Source organism: Rhodanobacter aciditrophus (genome assembly GCF_050026795.1).
Lineage (GTDB): Bacteria > Pseudomonadota > Gammaproteobacteria > Xanthomonadales > Rhodanobacteraceae > Rhodanobacter_A.
In genome coordinates this window covers 218,201-233,395 of the sequence record NZ_JALBWP010000009.1, presented here as the reverse complement: position 1 = coordinate 233,395, position 15,195 = coordinate 218,201, and the positions used below count along the sequence as shown (strand labels likewise).

The window sequence follows — 15,195 nt, the reverse complement described above, 5'->3', positions numbered from 1 at the left end:
AGCCTATGGCATCGCGGCTGGCCGTCCCCGGGTTTTCTGCGCTTACAGGATGTAGCGGCTCAGGTCTTCGTTGCGGACCAGATTGCCCAGATTTTTGTCTACCTGTTCGGCGTCGATAAGATATTTTTCGCCGGACTTGTCTGCTGCCTCATACGAGATCCGCTCCAGCAGCCGCTCCATCACCGTGTGCAGGCGGCGAGCGCCGATGTTCTCGGTGCGCTCGTTCACCTGGTAGGCCACCTCGGCCAGCCGGTCGACGCCGGAGTCGGTGAACTCCAGGCGTACGCCTTCGGTGCCGAGCAGGGCCACGTACTGCTTGGTCAGCGCATTGTGCGGTTCGCGCAGGATGCGCTTGAAGTCGTCCACCGACAGCGCACTCAGTTCGACGCGGATCGGCAGGCGGCCCTGCAGCTCCGGAATCAGGTCCGACGGTTTCGCCAGCGAGAACGCGCCGGAGGCGATGAACAGCATGTGGTCGGTCTTCAGCGGGCCGTACTTGGTGGACACCGTGGAACCCTCCACCAGCGGCAGCAGGTCGCGCTGCACGCCCTCGCGGCTGACACCGGCGCCGCCCCATTCGGAGCGCTGGGCGATCTTGTCGATCTCGTCGAGGAAGACGATGCCGTTCTGCTCGGCGGCCTCCACCGCCTGCGCACGGATCTCCTCGTCGTTGAGCAGCTTGGCGGCCTCCTCCTCGACCAGCAGCGGGCGCGCCAGCTTGATCGCCAGCTTGCGGTGCTGGGTCTTGGTGCCACCCAGGTTCTGGAACATCTGGCGCAGCTGCGCGCCCATCTCCTCCATGCCGGGCGGCGACATGATCTCCACGCCCACGTTCATGGCGAAATCCAGCTCGATCTCGCGTTCGTCCAGCGCGCCCTCGCGCAGCTGCTTGCGCAGCTTCTGGCGGGTCTCGCTGTCGGCCGCGGGCGCGGCCGGCGCGTCGTGGCTCCAGTCGGCGGGCGCCTGGCGGCGCGGCAGCAGGGCGTCGAGGAGGCGGTCCTCGGCGCGGTCCTCGGCCTGGCTGCGCACGCGCTTCATCGCCTGCTCGCGGGTGAGCTTGTACGCCACGTCGGCGAGGTCGCGGATGATGGACTCCACGTCCTTGCCCACGTAGCCCACCTCGGTGAACTTGGTGGCCTCCACCTTCACGAACGGCGCGTTCGCCAGCGTGGCGAGGCGGCGCGCGATCTCGGTCTTGCCCACGCCGGTGGGGCCGATCATCAGGATGTTCTTGGGCGTGATCTCGTTGCGCATCGCCGGCTCCAGCTGCATGCGCCGCCAGCGGCTGCGCAACGCCACCGCCACGGCGCGCTTGGCGTCGTGCTGGCCGATGATGTAGCGGTCGAGTTCGTTGACGATTTCGCGGGGGGTCAGTTCGGACATGGCTTTCGTCAAGTGTGTGGAAAAGCTGCAACGGCAGGATGCGGCTTTTGGTGAGAAGTGCGGCCACGGATGCCGCCCGCTTGATCTTCGCGATCAGGGACGATCGCAAAAGCTGTGCGAGCGCCTACAGCTCCTCGATCGTGGTGTTGTGGTTGGTGTAGATGCAGATGTCGCCGGCGATCTTCAGCGCCTTCGCCACGATGGTGCGCGCGTCGAGGTCGCTGTTCTCCATCAGCGCCAGCGCGGCGGATTGCGCGTAGGGGCCGCCGGAACCGATCGCGATCAGGCCGTGCTCGGGTTCCAGCACGTCGCCGTTGCCGGAGATCAGCAGCGAGGCCTCCTTGTCGGCCACCGCCAGCATCGCTTCCAGCCGGCCCAGGCGGCGGTCGGTGCGCCATTCCTTGGCCATCTCCACTGCGGCGCGGGTGAGGTTGCCGCCGTGCTTGTCCAGCTTCTGCTCGAACAGCTCGAACAGGGTGAAGGCGTCGGCGGTGGCGCCGGCGAAACCCGCCAGCACGTCGGCGTTCTTGCCCAGCCGGCGGATCTTGCGCGCGTTCGCCTTCATCACGGTATTGCCGAAGGTGACCTGGCCGTCGCCGCCGATCACGACCTTGCCGTTGCGGCGCACGCTGACGATGGTGGTGGCGTGGAAGGATTCCATGAGAGCTCCAAGGTTGAGCGAACGACATGGGGCCGGCTGGCAGTGCCTTCAATGCGGAGCAGACCCGCCCGGCACTTTCGCCTCCTCTCCCCGCCGGGGAGAGGATTGAGGTGAGGGGCCAATCTGGCGACAGCCGCCATCGAAGCGAGCTTCAATGAAGTACCCCACAAGCGCCCGCCCCGCATCCCAACCGTCCTCGCACTCAGCGCCGACGCCATCCATGGTGTCTCCCCGCACGCTCCCCAAAGGGGAGAAGGGGCAAACGCGAGAAGTGCGTCTACTTTTTCTTGGCCCGCGGGTGCGCCGCGTCGTACACCCTCGCCAGATGCTGGAAATCCAGATGCGTATAGATCTGGGTGGTGGCGATGTCGGCGTGGCCGAGCAGTTCCTGCACGGCGCGCAGGTCGCCGGAGGATTCCAGCATGTGGCTGGCGAAGGTATGGCGCAGCAGGTGCGGATGCACGTGCTTGGCGAAGCCGTGCGCAAGCGCGAGTTTTCGCAGCCGCGCCTGTACGGTGCGCGGGCTGATGGCCGCATCGCCGCGGCCGCGGAACACGGGCGTTTCCGGCGTCCGGCCCTCGGCTTCGCCGAGCGTGCGCAGCGCGGCCACGGCGTGGCGGCCCACCGGCACGATGCGCGTCTTGCGGCCCTTGCCCAGCACGCGCACTTCGCCGCCGTCGAGGTCGAGATCGCTCCAGCGCAGCCCGACCAGTTCGGACAGGCGCAAGCCGGAGGAATAGAACAGCTCCAGCATCGCGCGGTCGCGCACGCCGAGCGCGCCGTCACCGCCCGCTTCCACCAGGCTGGCGGCCTCGTCCACGTCCAGCACCACGGGCAGCTTGCGATGCACCTTGGGGCCGCGCACGCCGGCCAGCGGGTCGTGCGCCAGCGCGCCTTCGCGGCTGAGCTGGCGGAACAGGCTGCGGCAGGACGACAGCAGGCGCTGCAGGCTCTTCGGCGCCAGGCCCGCGCGGTGCTGCGCGGCGACGAACTGGCGCATGCGGTTCGGCTCCAGCGTGGCGAATCCGCCGATGCCCTGTGTCTCCATCCAGCCGGTGAGCTTGGCGAGATCGCGGCGGTAGCCGTCCACGGTGTGCGGCGAGGCCTGCCGCTCGCCGGCGAGGCGCGCCAGCCAGGTTTCCACCTGTTGCGCCGGCGTCGTCATGCGGAACTCACGACAGGTCGTGTGCCCGCGCCAGTGCGGCGGTGACGGTGGCGGCGATCATCTTCAGAAACAGCGTGCCCATGCCTGGCTGGAAGCGGTCCGGGTCATGGCTGCCGATCGCAAGGATGCCGGCATCGCCCAGTGGCATCAGCGCGGCCGAGCGGATCGCGGGCGCCTCGTCGCCGAACAGCAGCGCCAGCTTGTCGGCCGACAGGCGACCGGAGACCGGCTCGTGCCGCTGCAGCAGCTCGGCCAGCTCGGGCAGGTCCGCGGCGCCGCCGCCCACCTGGCGCAGCCAGTCCGAACGCGGCAGGTCCGCGTTGTTGCCGAACAGCAGCAGGCGCACCTGTTCGGTGTGGAAGTCCTCGCTGAGCCGGGCCATCACGGTGCGCGTGGTCACTTCCAGCGTGTTCGCGCGCAACAGCGCCACGGTGAGCGCGTGCACGCGCTCCATCAGCCGCTCGTTGTCGGCGGCGATCGCGGTGAGTTCGGCGAGGCGCCGTTCCAGCTCCGCGTTCTTCTCGCGCAGTTGCTGCAGTTGCCACGCGGCCAGCGAGGCCACCGCGCCCTGCTCGCGCGGCACGGTGAGCTGGGCGGCCAGCTCGGGGTACTCGCTGAGGAAGGAAGGATGGCGCTGCAGGTAGGCCGCGACGGCGCCGGCCTCGGTGGCCTCATCGGACAGGGGGGCGTTCATGCGCGTTTTCCTCGGGCCGGTCATGCCCGGAGTGTGCGATGGACGGGCACGGGGATCAATCCAGCCATTCGCCTTCGAACACGAACGCGGCGGGGCCGGTCATCCACAGCGTGTGGCCGGGGCCTTGCCAGTCGATGCGCAAGGCGCCGCCGGGCAGGTCCACGCGCACGCTGTCGTCCACCTCGCCACGCCGGCGCAGCACGGCCATCGCGGCGCAGGCGCCGGTGCCGCAGGCCAGCGTCCAGCCCGCGCCGCGCTCGTGCACGCGCAGCGTGAGATGGCCCCGGTCGAGACGCCGCAGGAAACCCGCATTCGCGCCCTCGGCGAAGCGCGGATGCGTGCTGAGTGCCGGGCCCAGCCGTTCCGGTGCGCCGTCGGCCAGCGTGTCGGCCATCACCACTGCATGCGGATTGCCCATCGACACCGCGCCGATCTCCAGCGTGGCGCCGTCGACCTCGATCGCGTAGCGATCCGCTTCGGCCGGTGCCGCGAACGGGATCCGCGCCGGCGCGAACACCGGTTCGCCCATGTCCACGGTGATCTCGCGCGCGGCGAGCAGGCGCACCGTCACCGGACCGGACGGGCTCTCCAGCCGCACGTCTTCGCCCAGCGCCAGCGCGCCCGCGCGATGCAGCCATGCCGCCACGCAGCGCACGCCGTTGCCGCACTGGCCCGAGGGCGAGCCGTCGGTGTTCCAGATGCCGTAGTAGAACGCGCAGGATGGATCGCGCGCCGGCTCCACGCTGAGCAGCTGGTCGAAGCCCACGCCGGTGCGGCGGTCGGCCAGCGCGCGGATGCGCGCCGTGTCCAGCGCGAACGGCGTGCCGCGGCAGTCGAGCACGACGAAGTCGTTGCCCAGGCCGTGCATCTTGGAGAAACGCAGCATCGGCGCGCTCAATGCGTGGCGGGAATGGCGCTGCTCGCCGCGGCGGCCGGCGCCGCCTGCGAGGCGGTCGCCGCCGGCGCGGGCTGCATCGGCACCCGGACCGGCGGATGGGGGTTGTCCGGCAGGTACAGCGGACCCTTGTTGCCGCAGCCGGCGAGCACGGTGGCGGCGAGGCAGAGCGGCAACAGCAGCGGACGGCGCATGGGCGGGTACCTGGGCGTGACGTGGGACGCTGCAGTATAGCGAGCGCGTCGATCCGGCCCGCGCGGCTTATCATGCGCGCGCCTTCCCCGCGGAAACCCCGATGAACCCGATCGAGCTGCTGCGCCTGCCCGCCACCGTGCTGCTGGTGCTGGCGGCGATCCTGCTGCTGTGCTGCCTGCTGCAGCTGGTGATGCTGCGTCGCCGCCTCGATGCCGGTGCGCGGCTGGCCGCGGGCTGGCACGCACTGCTCTGCGTGGCGTGCCTGGTATTGACCATGCTATTCGGCATCGGCGGCTGGGCGCTGCGCGGCTACCGCCTGCTGGGCGAGGAGGCTCCGGTGGTCGACATCGAAGCGCACATCCTCTCGCCGCAGCGCTGGGCCGTCACCCTCTCCTGGCCCGACGGCAGCACGCGGCAGCTGCAGCTGGCCGGCGATGACTGGCGCGTGGAGGCGGTGGTGCTGAAGTGGAAGCTGCCCGCCCTGCTCGCCGGCCTGCCGCCGCTGTACCGGCTCGACCGCGTCGACGGCCGTTACGACGACCCCGTCCAGGAGGCGAGCGCGCCGCGCACGGTAATCGGTTTCGGGCCCGCCGACGGCTTCGACCTGCTCGACCTGCGCCGGCGGTACCCGCGCGCGCTGCCGATGGTGGACGCGGTCTACGGCAGCGGCGCCTTCCTGCCGCTGGTCGATGGCGGCCACTACAGCGTGAGCCTGTCGCGCACGGGTGCGCTGGTGGCGCGGCCGGACGCCGCCACGCAGCGGCGTATCAGTTCGCCGCTGGGCGGGTAAAAGAACCGGACGCGCAGGGCCTCAGGTCGCCTGGCCCGCCAGCCGCTTTTCGTAGCGCCAGGCGTCGGCGCCGTCCTCGTAGTACCCCACGACGTGGCCGATGCGCCGGTAGCCGAGCCGCTCGTACAGGCGCACGGCGCCGGGATTGTCGGTACGCACTTCCAGCCGCAGCGCACGGCAGCGGCGCCGCAGTGCCAGCCGTTCGGCGGCATCGAGCAGGGCGCTGCCCACGCCCTGGCCGCGCGCCTCGTGGCGGGTGGCGATCGAATACAGCCGCGCCACGCCGCTGCGTTTGCGGAAAAACAGCACCGCGGTGCCGAGGAAGCGGTGCGGGCCGGTGCTGGCCACCAGCACCTTCGCGCTGTCGCTGTCGAGGTGGCGGCGGAATTGCGCGCGGCTCAGCCGGTCGCTGTCGAAGCTGTGCTGCTCCAGCGCCACCAGGTCGTCGAGGTCGGAGAGTTCGGCGGAGCGGACGCGCACGTTGGCCGGTGGCATGGCAATGGATTCCCTGGATCGGACGATGCGGCCAGTCGGGCAGTGCGTGGGGATGCCGGCGGGCGGAAAACCGGGCGGACTGTAGTGCCCCACCCGTGGGGCGGCAATCGCGGTGCGGCGCGGGCGCTCAGAAAAGGTTCAGTGCCACGGCCCGTGGCGCGCCTGCGCTGTGCGAAACTGCCGCCCTGCTTCGCCTCCCCGCCCTGCCCGCAGGGCGTCCCCGCAAATCGCAAGCCTGAGTAGTGACATGGCCCGTCTGGTCATCGTGGTCGAGAAAGCCTCCGACTGGGGTTCCTACTACCCGTCCGTGGACGTGGTCAGCGCGATGGACTACCTGCGCGAGCCGGCGGGCAGCGACGACGAGCGCACCCACGTCATCAACCTGTGCCGCAGCTACAAGTACCTGGGCACCGGCTACTACGTGTCGCTGCTGGCCGAAGCGCGCGGACACAAGGTGATGCCCTCGGTGCGCACCATCAACGACCTGGGCCGGCGCTCGCTGTACGGCGTGGACATCGAGGATCTCAACACCAAGCTCACCCACTTCCTGCCTGCGGGCGGCCGCGACACCACCGACTTCGGCATCCTGGTCTACTTCGGCGAGACCGCCTACCCGGCGCTGCAGGACCTGGCGCGGCAGGTGTTCGAATCCTTCCCCTGTCCGCTGCTGCGCATCGAGTTCGAGCGCGACCGAGTGTGGCAGGTCAGCTCGATCAAGCCGGTGGGCCTGCACACGCTGGACGACGCGCAGGAGGATGCGTTCGCCGAGGAGCTCGACCGCTTCTCGCGCAAGTTGTGGCGCAAGCCGCGTGTGCGCAAGCTGTACCGCTACGACCTGGCGATGCTGGTCGACCCCAACGAGCAGATGCCGCCGTCGAACAAGAAGGCGCTGAAGCAGTTCGTCGCCGCCGGCAAGGAGCTCGGCATCGAGGTCGACACCATCGGCAAGAACGACTACCAGCGCCTCGCTGAGTACGACGGCCTGTTCATCCGCGAGACCACCGCCTCGGACAACCACACCTACCGTTTCGCGCACCGCGCGGAGAAGGAAGGCATGGTGGTGATCGACGACCCGGCCTCGATCCTGCGCTGCACGAACAAGATCTTCCTCAACGACCTGATGGTCTCGCGCAAGCTCGCCGTGCCGCGCACCGAGATCCTCTACCGCGACGACGGCAAGGGCATGAAGGAGGTCGCCGCGCGGCTGGGCTACCCGCTGGTGCTGAAGATCCCCGACGGCTCGTTCTCGCGCGGCGTGGTCAAGGTGGAGAGCGAGGCGGCGCTGGACCAGGCCAGCGGCGAGCTGTTCCAGCACAGCGCGCTGCTGCTCGCGCAGGAATACGTCTACACCGGGTTCGACTGGCGCATCGGCGTGCTCAACCGCGAGCCGCTGTACGCCTGCAAGTACTACATGTCGCGCGGCCACTGGCAGATCTACAACCACGCGGCCAAGGGTGATGCGAAGTCGGGCGGGTTCGAGACGATGCCGGTGGACCGCGCACCGCCCGAGGTAGTGAAGCTGGCGCTGAAGGCCACCAGCGCGGTCGGCAACGGCTTCTACGGCGTGGACCTCAAGCAAGTGGGGGACAAGCCGGTGGTGATCGAGGTGAACGACAACCCCTCGATCGACGCCGGTGTCGAGGACGAGCATCTCGGCAGCGAGCTGTACCTGCGCGTGATGCGCGAATTCCTGCGCCGGATGGAGCGCAAGCGCCAGGGCATGGGCAACTGAGCCAAGCGGGCCACGCCGGCCGCCGCTTCCCTGCAGCGACCGGCGCCAGGCGTGTTCCCTCACGCCGTCGGGGTTCGCAGCCTCCGGCCCGGTACCCGACTACCCCGGGGGCCTGGACGGTTGCTGCCGCCCTGGCCCCAGCCGCGACCTGCCCGTTGCGGCCGTTCCACTGCCAGATGGAATCAGTACCTGCGCCGCCCGTGCCGCAGCGCCAGCAGTTGCCGCGGCAGGCCAGGCTCGAGGATCAGCAGCAGCGCCAGCGGCGCCGCCAGCAGCCACAGCAGCGGTGCCCAGCCCAGCAGCGCGGTGTGCGCGGGAACCAGGGTGGTGGCGAGCAGCGCGGCGCCGGCGGCGAGCCATAGCAGGGCGACGCCGAGCAGGCGGTCGTGGCGGCGGTGGTCGATGGCGGTGGTGCGCATGGCGGCTTCCTCGCGGGCGATGGACGCAGCATGCCGGCCCGCCATCTCAGAACCTGCGACCGCCGACGCGACCGCGCGATGGGCGGCGCGCGCCCCCTACAATGGCCGTCCATTTCCAGGAGCACCGCATGAGCCTGCCCGCCCAGTTCGCCGTGTTCGGCCACCCGATCGCGCACTCGCTGTCGCCGCGCATCCACCAGGCGTTCGCGCGGCAGTTCGGCATCGCGCTGGAGTACCGCACGATCGATGCCGCGCCGGCGGAGTTCGTCGCGGCGGTGCGTGCGTTCTTCGCCGCGGGCGGCGTCGGCGCCAACGTCACCCTGCCGCACAAGGGCGCCGCGTTCGCGCTGGCGGACGAGCGCAGCGCGGCGGCCACGCGCGCCGGCAGCGCGAACGTGCTCACCCGCCTGCCGGACGGCCGGCTCGCCGCGCACAACACCGACGGCGATGGCCTGGTGCGCGACCTCACCGAGCGCCACCGCGCCGACCTGCGCGGCCACGACGCGCTGATGCTGGGCGCGGGCGGCGCCGCCCGTGGCGTGGCCTGGTCGCTGCTGGAGGCGGGCGTGCAGACGCTGACCATCGTCAACCGCACGCCGGAGACCGCCGACGCGCTGGCCGACGCGATCGGCGAGCCGGCACGCGTGCACACCCGCTACTGGGACGATCTCGCCACCCTCGGCAGCTACGACCTGATCATCAACGCCACCTCGGCCGGCGTGCTCGGTGGCGGCCTGCAGCTGCCGCCGTCGCTGGTGGGCGCGCGCGCGCTCTGCTACGACCTCGCCTATGGCAACGCGGCGATCGGCTTCCTAGCCTGGGCGAAGGCGGCCGGCGCGCGCTACGCCTGGGACGGCCTCGGCATGCTGGTGGAAACCGCGGCCGATGCGTTCGCGCTGTGGCACGGCCGCCGTCCCGACACCGAGACGGTGTACCAGGCGCTGCGCGCGGCGGGCTGAGCGCGCCGCTGCCAACCGCATCACCTTTCCGCGCCGGCATTTGACCCCGTCTAAAAATCTCCCGTGCCAGCATGCCCGGCGCAGGGGGTGACCCGGGCCTGCCCACGATGCCGCCGCGCACACGGGCAGGCTCCTCGCGAGGGGAAATCGCATGTTGCGCATGGGAATGTTGAGTCGTTGCCTGGCCGTCGCCGGGCTGACCTGGTTTGCCTGCACCACCTACGCCGCCGACAGCGGCGGCAGTCCGGTGGGTTCGACCAACGTGACCACCGCGGATCCGGCGGTGCCGCGCCCGCCCGGCCAGCCGTGCGTGGTGCAGCTGTTCGCCGACGACACCTTCGACGATTTCGGCACCCGGCCCTACAGCTATGCGCCACCCGCGGGCTGCGGCACGCACTGGGCCAAGGTAGTGCTGGAAGCGGACTTCTCGGTGACCGCAGGCCGCCAGTTCGACCGCACCGGCTCGCTGTGGCTGAACGGGGTGAACCTGTACTTCGGCACCACCGAGGAACCCTCGTCCACGGTGGCGCCGAGCTGGCACGTGGAACGCGACCTTACCGACTACAGCGCGCTGTTCCGCACCGCCGGACAAGGCCAGGCGATCCTGTGGAACCTGGTCAACGGCACCTACACCGGCGTGATCCACGGCAGCGCCAGGCTGCTGTTCTACCCGGCCACGGCGCGTGCACCCGCGCCGCACGTGCCCGACGACGTGATTTCGCTGGGCAGCGACGCGGTGGGCAGCACCACCGAGCTGGACAACTCCGGCAGCACGCTGTCGAAGACGTTGAGCCTGCCGCGCAACGTGGAGCGCGCCTACCTTGACGTGTTCGCGCAGAGCCAGAACGCCGACGAGTTCTGGTACACCTGCGTGCCCGACCAGTACGCCGGGCAGGTGTACGAGTGCGGCGGCGGCAACTTCCGCGAGGCCGAGGTGAGCATCGACGGCCAGCCGGCCGGCGTGGCGCCGGTGTATCCGTGGATCTACACCGGCGGCATCGACCCCTACCTGTGGCGGCCGGTCACGGGCGTGCAGACGTTGAACTTCATGCCCTACCGCGTCGACCTCAGCCCGTTCGCGGGCGTGCTCAGCGACGGCGCGCCGCACACGGTGGCGGTGAGCGTGCAGGGCGCGAACAACTACTTCTCCGCCGCCGCGACGCTGCTGGTCTACCAGGACCACCATGCGCGGCAGGTCACCGGCCAGGTGACCCGCAACACCCTGGCCGGCCAGCCGCCCGTACCCGCCGTCGCCAGCACGCTGGACGGCAGCGGCAACGGCGACATCACCACCACGCTTTCGCGCCATTTCGTGATCGAGGGCTACGTCGACACCTCGCACGGACGCGTGCGGAACTCGGTGGAGCAGACCGTCGGCTTCGCCGACACCCAGTCCTTCACGATCGACGCGGCCACCTACCGCCAGGTCACCGACCAGCTCACCTCGATGGACGGCGTGAGCCGCAGCCGCGTCGGGCACCACGTCACCCGCGAGTACCGCCAGCAGCTGCGCTATCCGTTCCACCTGGACTACAACCAGCAGGCCGCCGCGGATGGCAGCATGACTGCGGCCACCATCGTGCAGCAGGGCTACCAGTTGCGCCGTGCCCGCCGCTTCGGCGGTTTCACGCTGTATGCGGACCAGGTGGACAACACGGTGAACAGCGCCGACACGCTGGATTTCGACGCCGGCGGCCACTTCACCGGCCACAGCGGCCAGGCCAGCACGCAGTCGTTCGCCTGGCGCGACACGCTGGGCGGCTGCTACCGCGCCGACGTGGGATCGGCGGCGGGCGCGGTGACCAGCTGGAGCAGCGGCCAGGGCTGCCCCGGCGGACAGAACGGCGTGTACTGGTTCAGCCATCCGGACGGCTCGCCCGACCAGGGCGACGCGCTGTCCGGCTGGTGAGCCCGCTGGTCATCGCCCTGACATGATGCCCGGCTAGCTTGCCGCCACGGTCGCGGTCGTCCCCGGTGGACGGCCGCGACCGCGGTTCCGCTCAGGCAGGGTGTCATGCAAGGTCTCGTTGCGCTTCTCTCTCGCCGCCCCGTCTGGCTGGGCGGACTCCTGGTGCTGATCCTGGCGGCCGGCGGCGGCTGGTGGCACTGGAATGCCCGTGCCGATGCCGTGCCGGCACCGGACGACAAGGGCACCGGCATCCTGTTCGACCTCGCATCCGCCGCATTGCACGACGGCCGGCTGGTGGCGCCGGTGGGCAGCAACGCGTACGAGTTCTACTTCAGCGTGTTGCAGCTCGATCCGCACAACCGGACCGCACTGGACAAGCTGCAGGCGGAGTTCAAGCCGGCCTGCGAGGACGTCGAGAAGGCGATCGCCGCGGGCGACCTCGACGAGGCGCAACGCGAGCTGCAGCTGCTGCGTGCCTACGACGCCGGCAACTACAGGTACGATCCGGCGCACTTCGAGACCAACGCAAGCAACTACCAGCTGGCCCTGCTCGGCGGCTACCTCGATGCGCAGCGCATCCTGCTGAGCCGGCGGCATGCCGCCGAGGCGATGGCGATCCGCGCGCGGCAGGCGGCGGACACCCCGCCGCAGTAGGCGGGTCAGGCCGCGAGGTAGTCGTCCTTCAGCCGCACGTAGTGCGCGGCCGAGTACAGCAGCTGCTCGACCTGGGCGTCGTCGAGCATGCGCACGAACCTCGCCGGATTGCCGAGCCACAGCTCGCGCTCGCCCACCACCTTGCCCGGCGGCACCAGCGCGCCGGCGCCCACGAAGCCGTGGCGCCCCACCACCGCGCCGTCCAGCACGCTCGCGTGCATGCCGATCAGGCAGCCGTCCCCGATGGTGCAGGCGTGCACCACCGCACCGTGGCCGATGGTGACGTCGGCGCCGATCAGGCAGGGGTAGCCCGGGCCGTACGGCCCCGCATGCGCCACGTGCACGACCGCGCCATCCTGGATGTTCGTGCGCGCGCCGACGCGGATGTGGTTCACGTCGCCGCGCAACACCGCGCCGGGCCAGATCGAGACGTCTTCGGCCAGGACCACGTCGCCGATCACGCTGGCGGCGGGATCGACGTAGACGCGGTCGCCGAGGATGGGGGTGATGCCCTTGTAGCTGCGCAGGGGGTTCATGCAGCCATTCTAGCCGCGCCGCGCCCGCCCTCCCTTGCAGCGAATGGGGCGTATTCCGGCGCGGTCTGGTCGACGGGCCGCGCGCGGCGGCTGCCGCGCCGGCGCCGCGGCCATGACATGCCGGGCCGCGCTTGATTTCGCCTGGCGCCATCGCCACGCTTCGGGCAGCCAAGGAGTACTGCATGAACCACGACAATCCGCTGCTGGCCGACGACGCGCTGCCGGCGTTTTCGCGCATCCGCCCCGAACACGTGGCGCCGGCGGTCGACGCCATCCTCGCCGACGACCGCGCCGCCATCGACGCACTCGCCGCGCCCGGCGCGCCGCGCGATTTCACGCACGTGATGCTGGCGCAGGAGCGGCTGTCGCAGCGCCTGTCGCGCGCCTGGGCGCCGGTGTCGCACCTGCATTCGGTGGCCGACAGCGCGGCGCTGCGCGAGGTCTACGGTCCCGCCGAGGAAAAGCTCACCGACTATGGCCTCGAACAGGGCCAGAACCGCGACCTGTACGCCGCGGTGCAGGCGGTGGCCGACGCGCCCGCGTTCGCGGCGCTGGGCCGGCCCGAACGCGCGCTGGTGGAACACGCGCTGCGCGACTTCCGGCTTTCCGGCGTGGCGCTGGAGGAACCGGCGCGCACGCGCTTCCGCGAGATCGGCGTGGAACTCAGCAAGCTGTCCACCGAGTTCTCCAACGCAGTGCTGGACGCCACCGATGCCTGGCACGAGCACGTCACCGACGAGCGCGACCTCGCCGGGGTGCCGGAGTCCGGTCGCGCGGTGCTGCGCCAGTACGCGAAGGAGCAGGACCTGGACGGCTATCTGGTCACGCTGAAGCAGCCCAGCGTGCAGGCCGTGCTCACCTACGCCGACAACCGCGGCCTGCGCGAGCGTGTGTACTGGGCCTACCAGACGCGTGCCTCCGACCAGGGCCCGCATGCGGGCAAGTTCGACAACTCCGCGCGCATCGAGCGCATCATGGCGTTGCGCCACGAGGCCGCCCGGTTGCTCGGCTACGCCAACGCGGCGGAGGAATCGCTGGTCACCAAGATGGCCGACTCGCCCACCGAGGTGATGGAGTTCCTGCACGACCTCGCCACGCGCGCGAAGCCGGTGGCGCAGCGCGAGCTGGCGGTGCTGCGCGAGTTCGCGCGCACCGAGCTGGGACTGGACATGCTGGAGCCGTGGGACGTGGGCTATGCGTCCGAGAAGCTGCGCCAGAAGAACTACGAGCTCGACGAGGAGCAGCTCAAGCCCTACTTCGCGCTGCCCGCGGTGATCGACGGCCTGTGGGCGATCGTGCACAAGCTCTACGGCATCACGCTCGCCGCCCGCGACGGCGTCGACGTGTGGCATCCCGACGTGCGCTACTACGACGTCAAGGACGCCGACGGCCGCGTGTTCGCCGGCGCCTACGTCGACCTGTACGCGCGCAACGGCAAGCGCGGCGGCGCCTGGATGGACGTATGCCGCGCCCGCTTCGACGACGGCGACGCGAAGCAGCTGCCGGTGGCCTTCCTCACCTGCAACTTCGCACCGCCCACCGAGGGCCGCCCCGCGCTGCTCACCCACGACGACGTGCTCACCCTGTTCCACGAGTTCGGCCACGGCCTGCACCACCTGCTCACCGAGATCGCGCTGCCCTCGATCGGCGGCATCGACGGCGTGGAGTGGGACGCGGTGGAGCTGCCCAGCCAGTTCATGGAGAACTTCGGCTGGAACCGCGAGGCGCTGGACCTGTTCGCGCGCCACTGGCAGACCGGCGAGAAGCTGCCGGAGGAGCTGTTCCGGCGCATGCTGGCCGCGCGGCATTTCCATGCCGGCCTGTTCCTGGTGCGGCAGCTGGAATTCGCGCTGTTCGACTTCACCCTGCACCTGGGCTACGACCCCGCCGAGGGCGCGCGCGCGCTGGCGGTGCTCGACGAGGTGCGTAAGCAGGTGGCGGTGCTGCATCCGCCGGCGTGGCAGCGCTTCCCGCACGCCTTCAGCCACGTCTTCGCGGGCGGCTACGCGGCGGGCTACTACAGTTACCTGTGGGCTGAATTGCTGAGCGCCGACGCCTTCGGCGCGTTCGAGGACGCGGCGAAGCAGGGCGGCAGCGTGATCGATCCCGCCACCGGCGCGCGCTTCCGCCGCGAGGTGCTCGCGGTAGGCGCCAGTCGCCCCGCGCTGGAAAGCTTCGTCGCCTTCCGCGGCCGCAAGCCGGAGCCCGAGGCGCTGCTGCGCAGCCACGGGCTGCTGGACTGAAGCGAAAGGTGCGGCCAGGAACGGCCGCCCGCTCGATTCCCGCGACCAGGGGCGATCGCAAGGCCGTGTCGAAGGATGCGGCCACGGAGGGCCGCCCGTCTGACGTTTGCGATCAGGGATGATCGCAACAGCAAAGAAAAAGCCCGCCTTGCGGCGGGCTTCTCCAGGCGGCGGAATGCCGAAGGCTCAGGCCTTCTGCACTTCCTCGGCCTGCAGGCCCTTCTGGCCCTTGGTCACGATGAAGGTGACGCGCTCGCCTTCCTGCAGGGACTTGAAGCCCGTGCCCTGGATGGCGCGAAAGTGCACGAACAGGTCCTCACCGCTTTCCGGCGTGATGAAACCAAAACCCTTCGCATCGTTGAACCACTTGACCGTACCGCTCTGACGTTCCGACATGACACATACCTTTGAAACATGAATGGTTTGCGGCCGGAAGCAGGAGTGCTCGGCCGCAGATGACGCAGG

The 15,195-nt window shown here is 70.3% G+C and carries 16 protein-coding genes; 6 read left to right on the top strand and 10 right to left on the bottom strand.

Going from position 1 to position 15,195, the window contains the following annotated elements; genetic code table 11:
- Positions 1-42: 42 nt before the first annotated feature.
- The 6 genes from hslU to lptM all read right to left on the bottom strand — a co-directional run bounded on the left by hslU (position 43) and on the right by lptM (position 4,992).
- A complete protein-coding gene (hslU, locus tag ACQGNW_RS04145; protein WP_426661849.1) occupies positions 43-1,383 on the bottom strand; it encodes an ATP-dependent protease ATPase subunit HslU in 1,341 nt (446 codons plus the stop codon).
- 124 nt (positions 1,384-1,507) lie between these two features.
- Positions 1,508-2,044 carry an ATP-dependent protease subunit HslV gene (hslV, locus tag ACQGNW_RS04140; RefSeq protein WP_426661848.1) on the bottom strand — a complete coding sequence of 179 codons (537 nt, stop codon included), beginning with the start codon at positions 2,042-2,044 and terminating at the stop codon, positions 1,508-1,510.
- Positions 2,045-2,321: 277 nt separating this feature from the next.
- Complete coding sequence (locus ACQGNW_RS04135; protein ID WP_426661847.1) at positions 2,322-3,209, bottom strand: tyrosine recombinase XerC; 888 nt, start codon at positions 3,207-3,209, stop codon at positions 2,322-2,324.
- Positions 3,210-3,216: 7 nt separating this feature from the next.
- Positions 3,217-3,903, bottom strand: coding sequence for a DUF484 family protein (locus tag ACQGNW_RS04130; protein ID WP_426661846.1), 687 nt, complete (start codon positions 3,901-3,903; stop codon positions 3,217-3,219).
- A 55-nt stretch (positions 3,904-3,958) separates the two neighbouring features.
- Positions 3,959-4,789 carry a diaminopimelate epimerase gene (gene dapF, locus ACQGNW_RS04125; protein ID WP_426661845.1) on the bottom strand — a complete coding sequence of 277 codons (831 nt, stop codon included), beginning with the start codon at positions 4,787-4,789 and terminating at the stop codon, positions 3,959-3,961.
- Between the two features lie 8 nt (positions 4,790-4,797).
- On the bottom strand, positions 4,798-4,992 hold the full coding sequence (lptM, locus tag ACQGNW_RS04120; RefSeq protein WP_426661844.1) for an LPS translocon maturation chaperone LptM: 195 nt from the start codon (positions 4,990-4,992) through the stop codon (positions 4,798-4,800).
- 101 nt (positions 4,993-5,093) lie between these two features.
- Between lptM and ACQGNW_RS04115 the strand changes: the two genes are divergently transcribed.
- Positions 5,094-5,783, top strand: a complete 690-nt coding sequence (locus ACQGNW_RS04115) for a hypothetical protein (protein WP_426661843.1) — start codon at positions 5,094-5,096, stop codon at positions 5,781-5,783.
- A gap of 21 nt (positions 5,784-5,804) precedes the next feature.
- Here the strand turns inward: ACQGNW_RS04115 and ACQGNW_RS04110 are convergent, their stop codons facing one another.
- Positions 5,805-6,278 (bottom strand): GNAT family N-acetyltransferase, encoded by a 474-nt coding sequence (locus tag ACQGNW_RS04110; RefSeq protein WP_426661842.1) that lies wholly within the window; start codon positions 6,276-6,278, stop codon positions 5,805-5,807.
- Between the two features lie 247 nt (positions 6,279-6,525).
- Between ACQGNW_RS04110 and ACQGNW_RS04105 the strand changes: the two genes are divergently transcribed.
- Complete coding sequence (locus ACQGNW_RS04105; protein WP_426661841.1) at positions 6,526-8,010, top strand: RimK family protein; 1,485 nt, start codon at positions 6,526-6,528, stop codon at positions 8,008-8,010.
- A 182-nt stretch (positions 8,011-8,192) separates the two neighbouring features.
- Here the strand turns inward: ACQGNW_RS04105 and ACQGNW_RS04100 are convergent, their stop codons facing one another.
- Entirely contained in the window at positions 8,193-8,429 is a 237-nt protein-coding gene (locus ACQGNW_RS04100) for a hypothetical protein (protein ID WP_426661840.1), read from the bottom strand.
- A gap of 134 nt (positions 8,430-8,563) precedes the next feature.
- On the opposite strand from ACQGNW_RS04100, the gene aroE reads away from it, so the two are divergent.
- The 3 genes from aroE (at position 8,564) to ACQGNW_RS04085 (ending at position 11,951) form a co-directional block, all read left to right on the top strand.
- On the top strand, positions 8,564-9,388 hold the full coding sequence (gene aroE / locus ACQGNW_RS04095; RefSeq protein ID WP_426662026.1) for a shikimate dehydrogenase: 825 nt from the start codon (positions 8,564-8,566) through the stop codon (positions 9,386-9,388).
- Positions 9,389-9,539: 151 nt separating this feature from the next.
- Positions 9,540-11,297 (top strand): peptide-N4-asparagine amidase, encoded by a 1,758-nt coding sequence (locus tag ACQGNW_RS04090; protein ID WP_426661839.1) that lies wholly within the window; start codon positions 9,540-9,542, stop codon positions 11,295-11,297.
- 105 nt (positions 11,298-11,402) lie between these two features.
- A complete protein-coding gene (locus tag ACQGNW_RS04085) occupies positions 11,403-11,951 on the top strand; it encodes a hypothetical protein (RefSeq protein WP_426661838.1) in 549 nt (182 codons plus the stop codon).
- A gap of 5 nt (positions 11,952-11,956) precedes the next feature.
- On the opposite strand, the gene ACQGNW_RS04080 is transcribed toward ACQGNW_RS04085, so the two are convergent.
- Positions 11,957-12,487: a gamma carbonic anhydrase family protein gene (locus ACQGNW_RS04080; protein ID WP_426661837.1), complete on the bottom strand. Its 531-nt coding sequence runs from the start codon at positions 12,485-12,487 to the stop codon at positions 11,957-11,959.
- A gap of 182 nt (positions 12,488-12,669) precedes the next feature.
- Here ACQGNW_RS04080 and ACQGNW_RS04075 point away from each other — a divergent pair, with 182 nt between their 5' ends.
- A complete protein-coding gene (locus ACQGNW_RS04075; RefSeq protein WP_426661836.1) occupies positions 12,670-14,730 on the top strand; it encodes a M3 family metallopeptidase in 2,061 nt (686 codons plus the stop codon).
- Between the two features lie 186 nt (positions 14,731-14,916).
- On the opposite strand, the gene ACQGNW_RS04070 is transcribed toward ACQGNW_RS04075, so the two are convergent.
- Positions 14,917-15,126 (bottom strand): cold-shock protein, encoded by a 210-nt coding sequence (locus ACQGNW_RS04070; RefSeq protein WP_426661835.1) that lies wholly within the window; start codon positions 15,124-15,126, stop codon positions 14,917-14,919.
- Positions 15,127-15,195 lie beyond the last annotated feature (69 nt).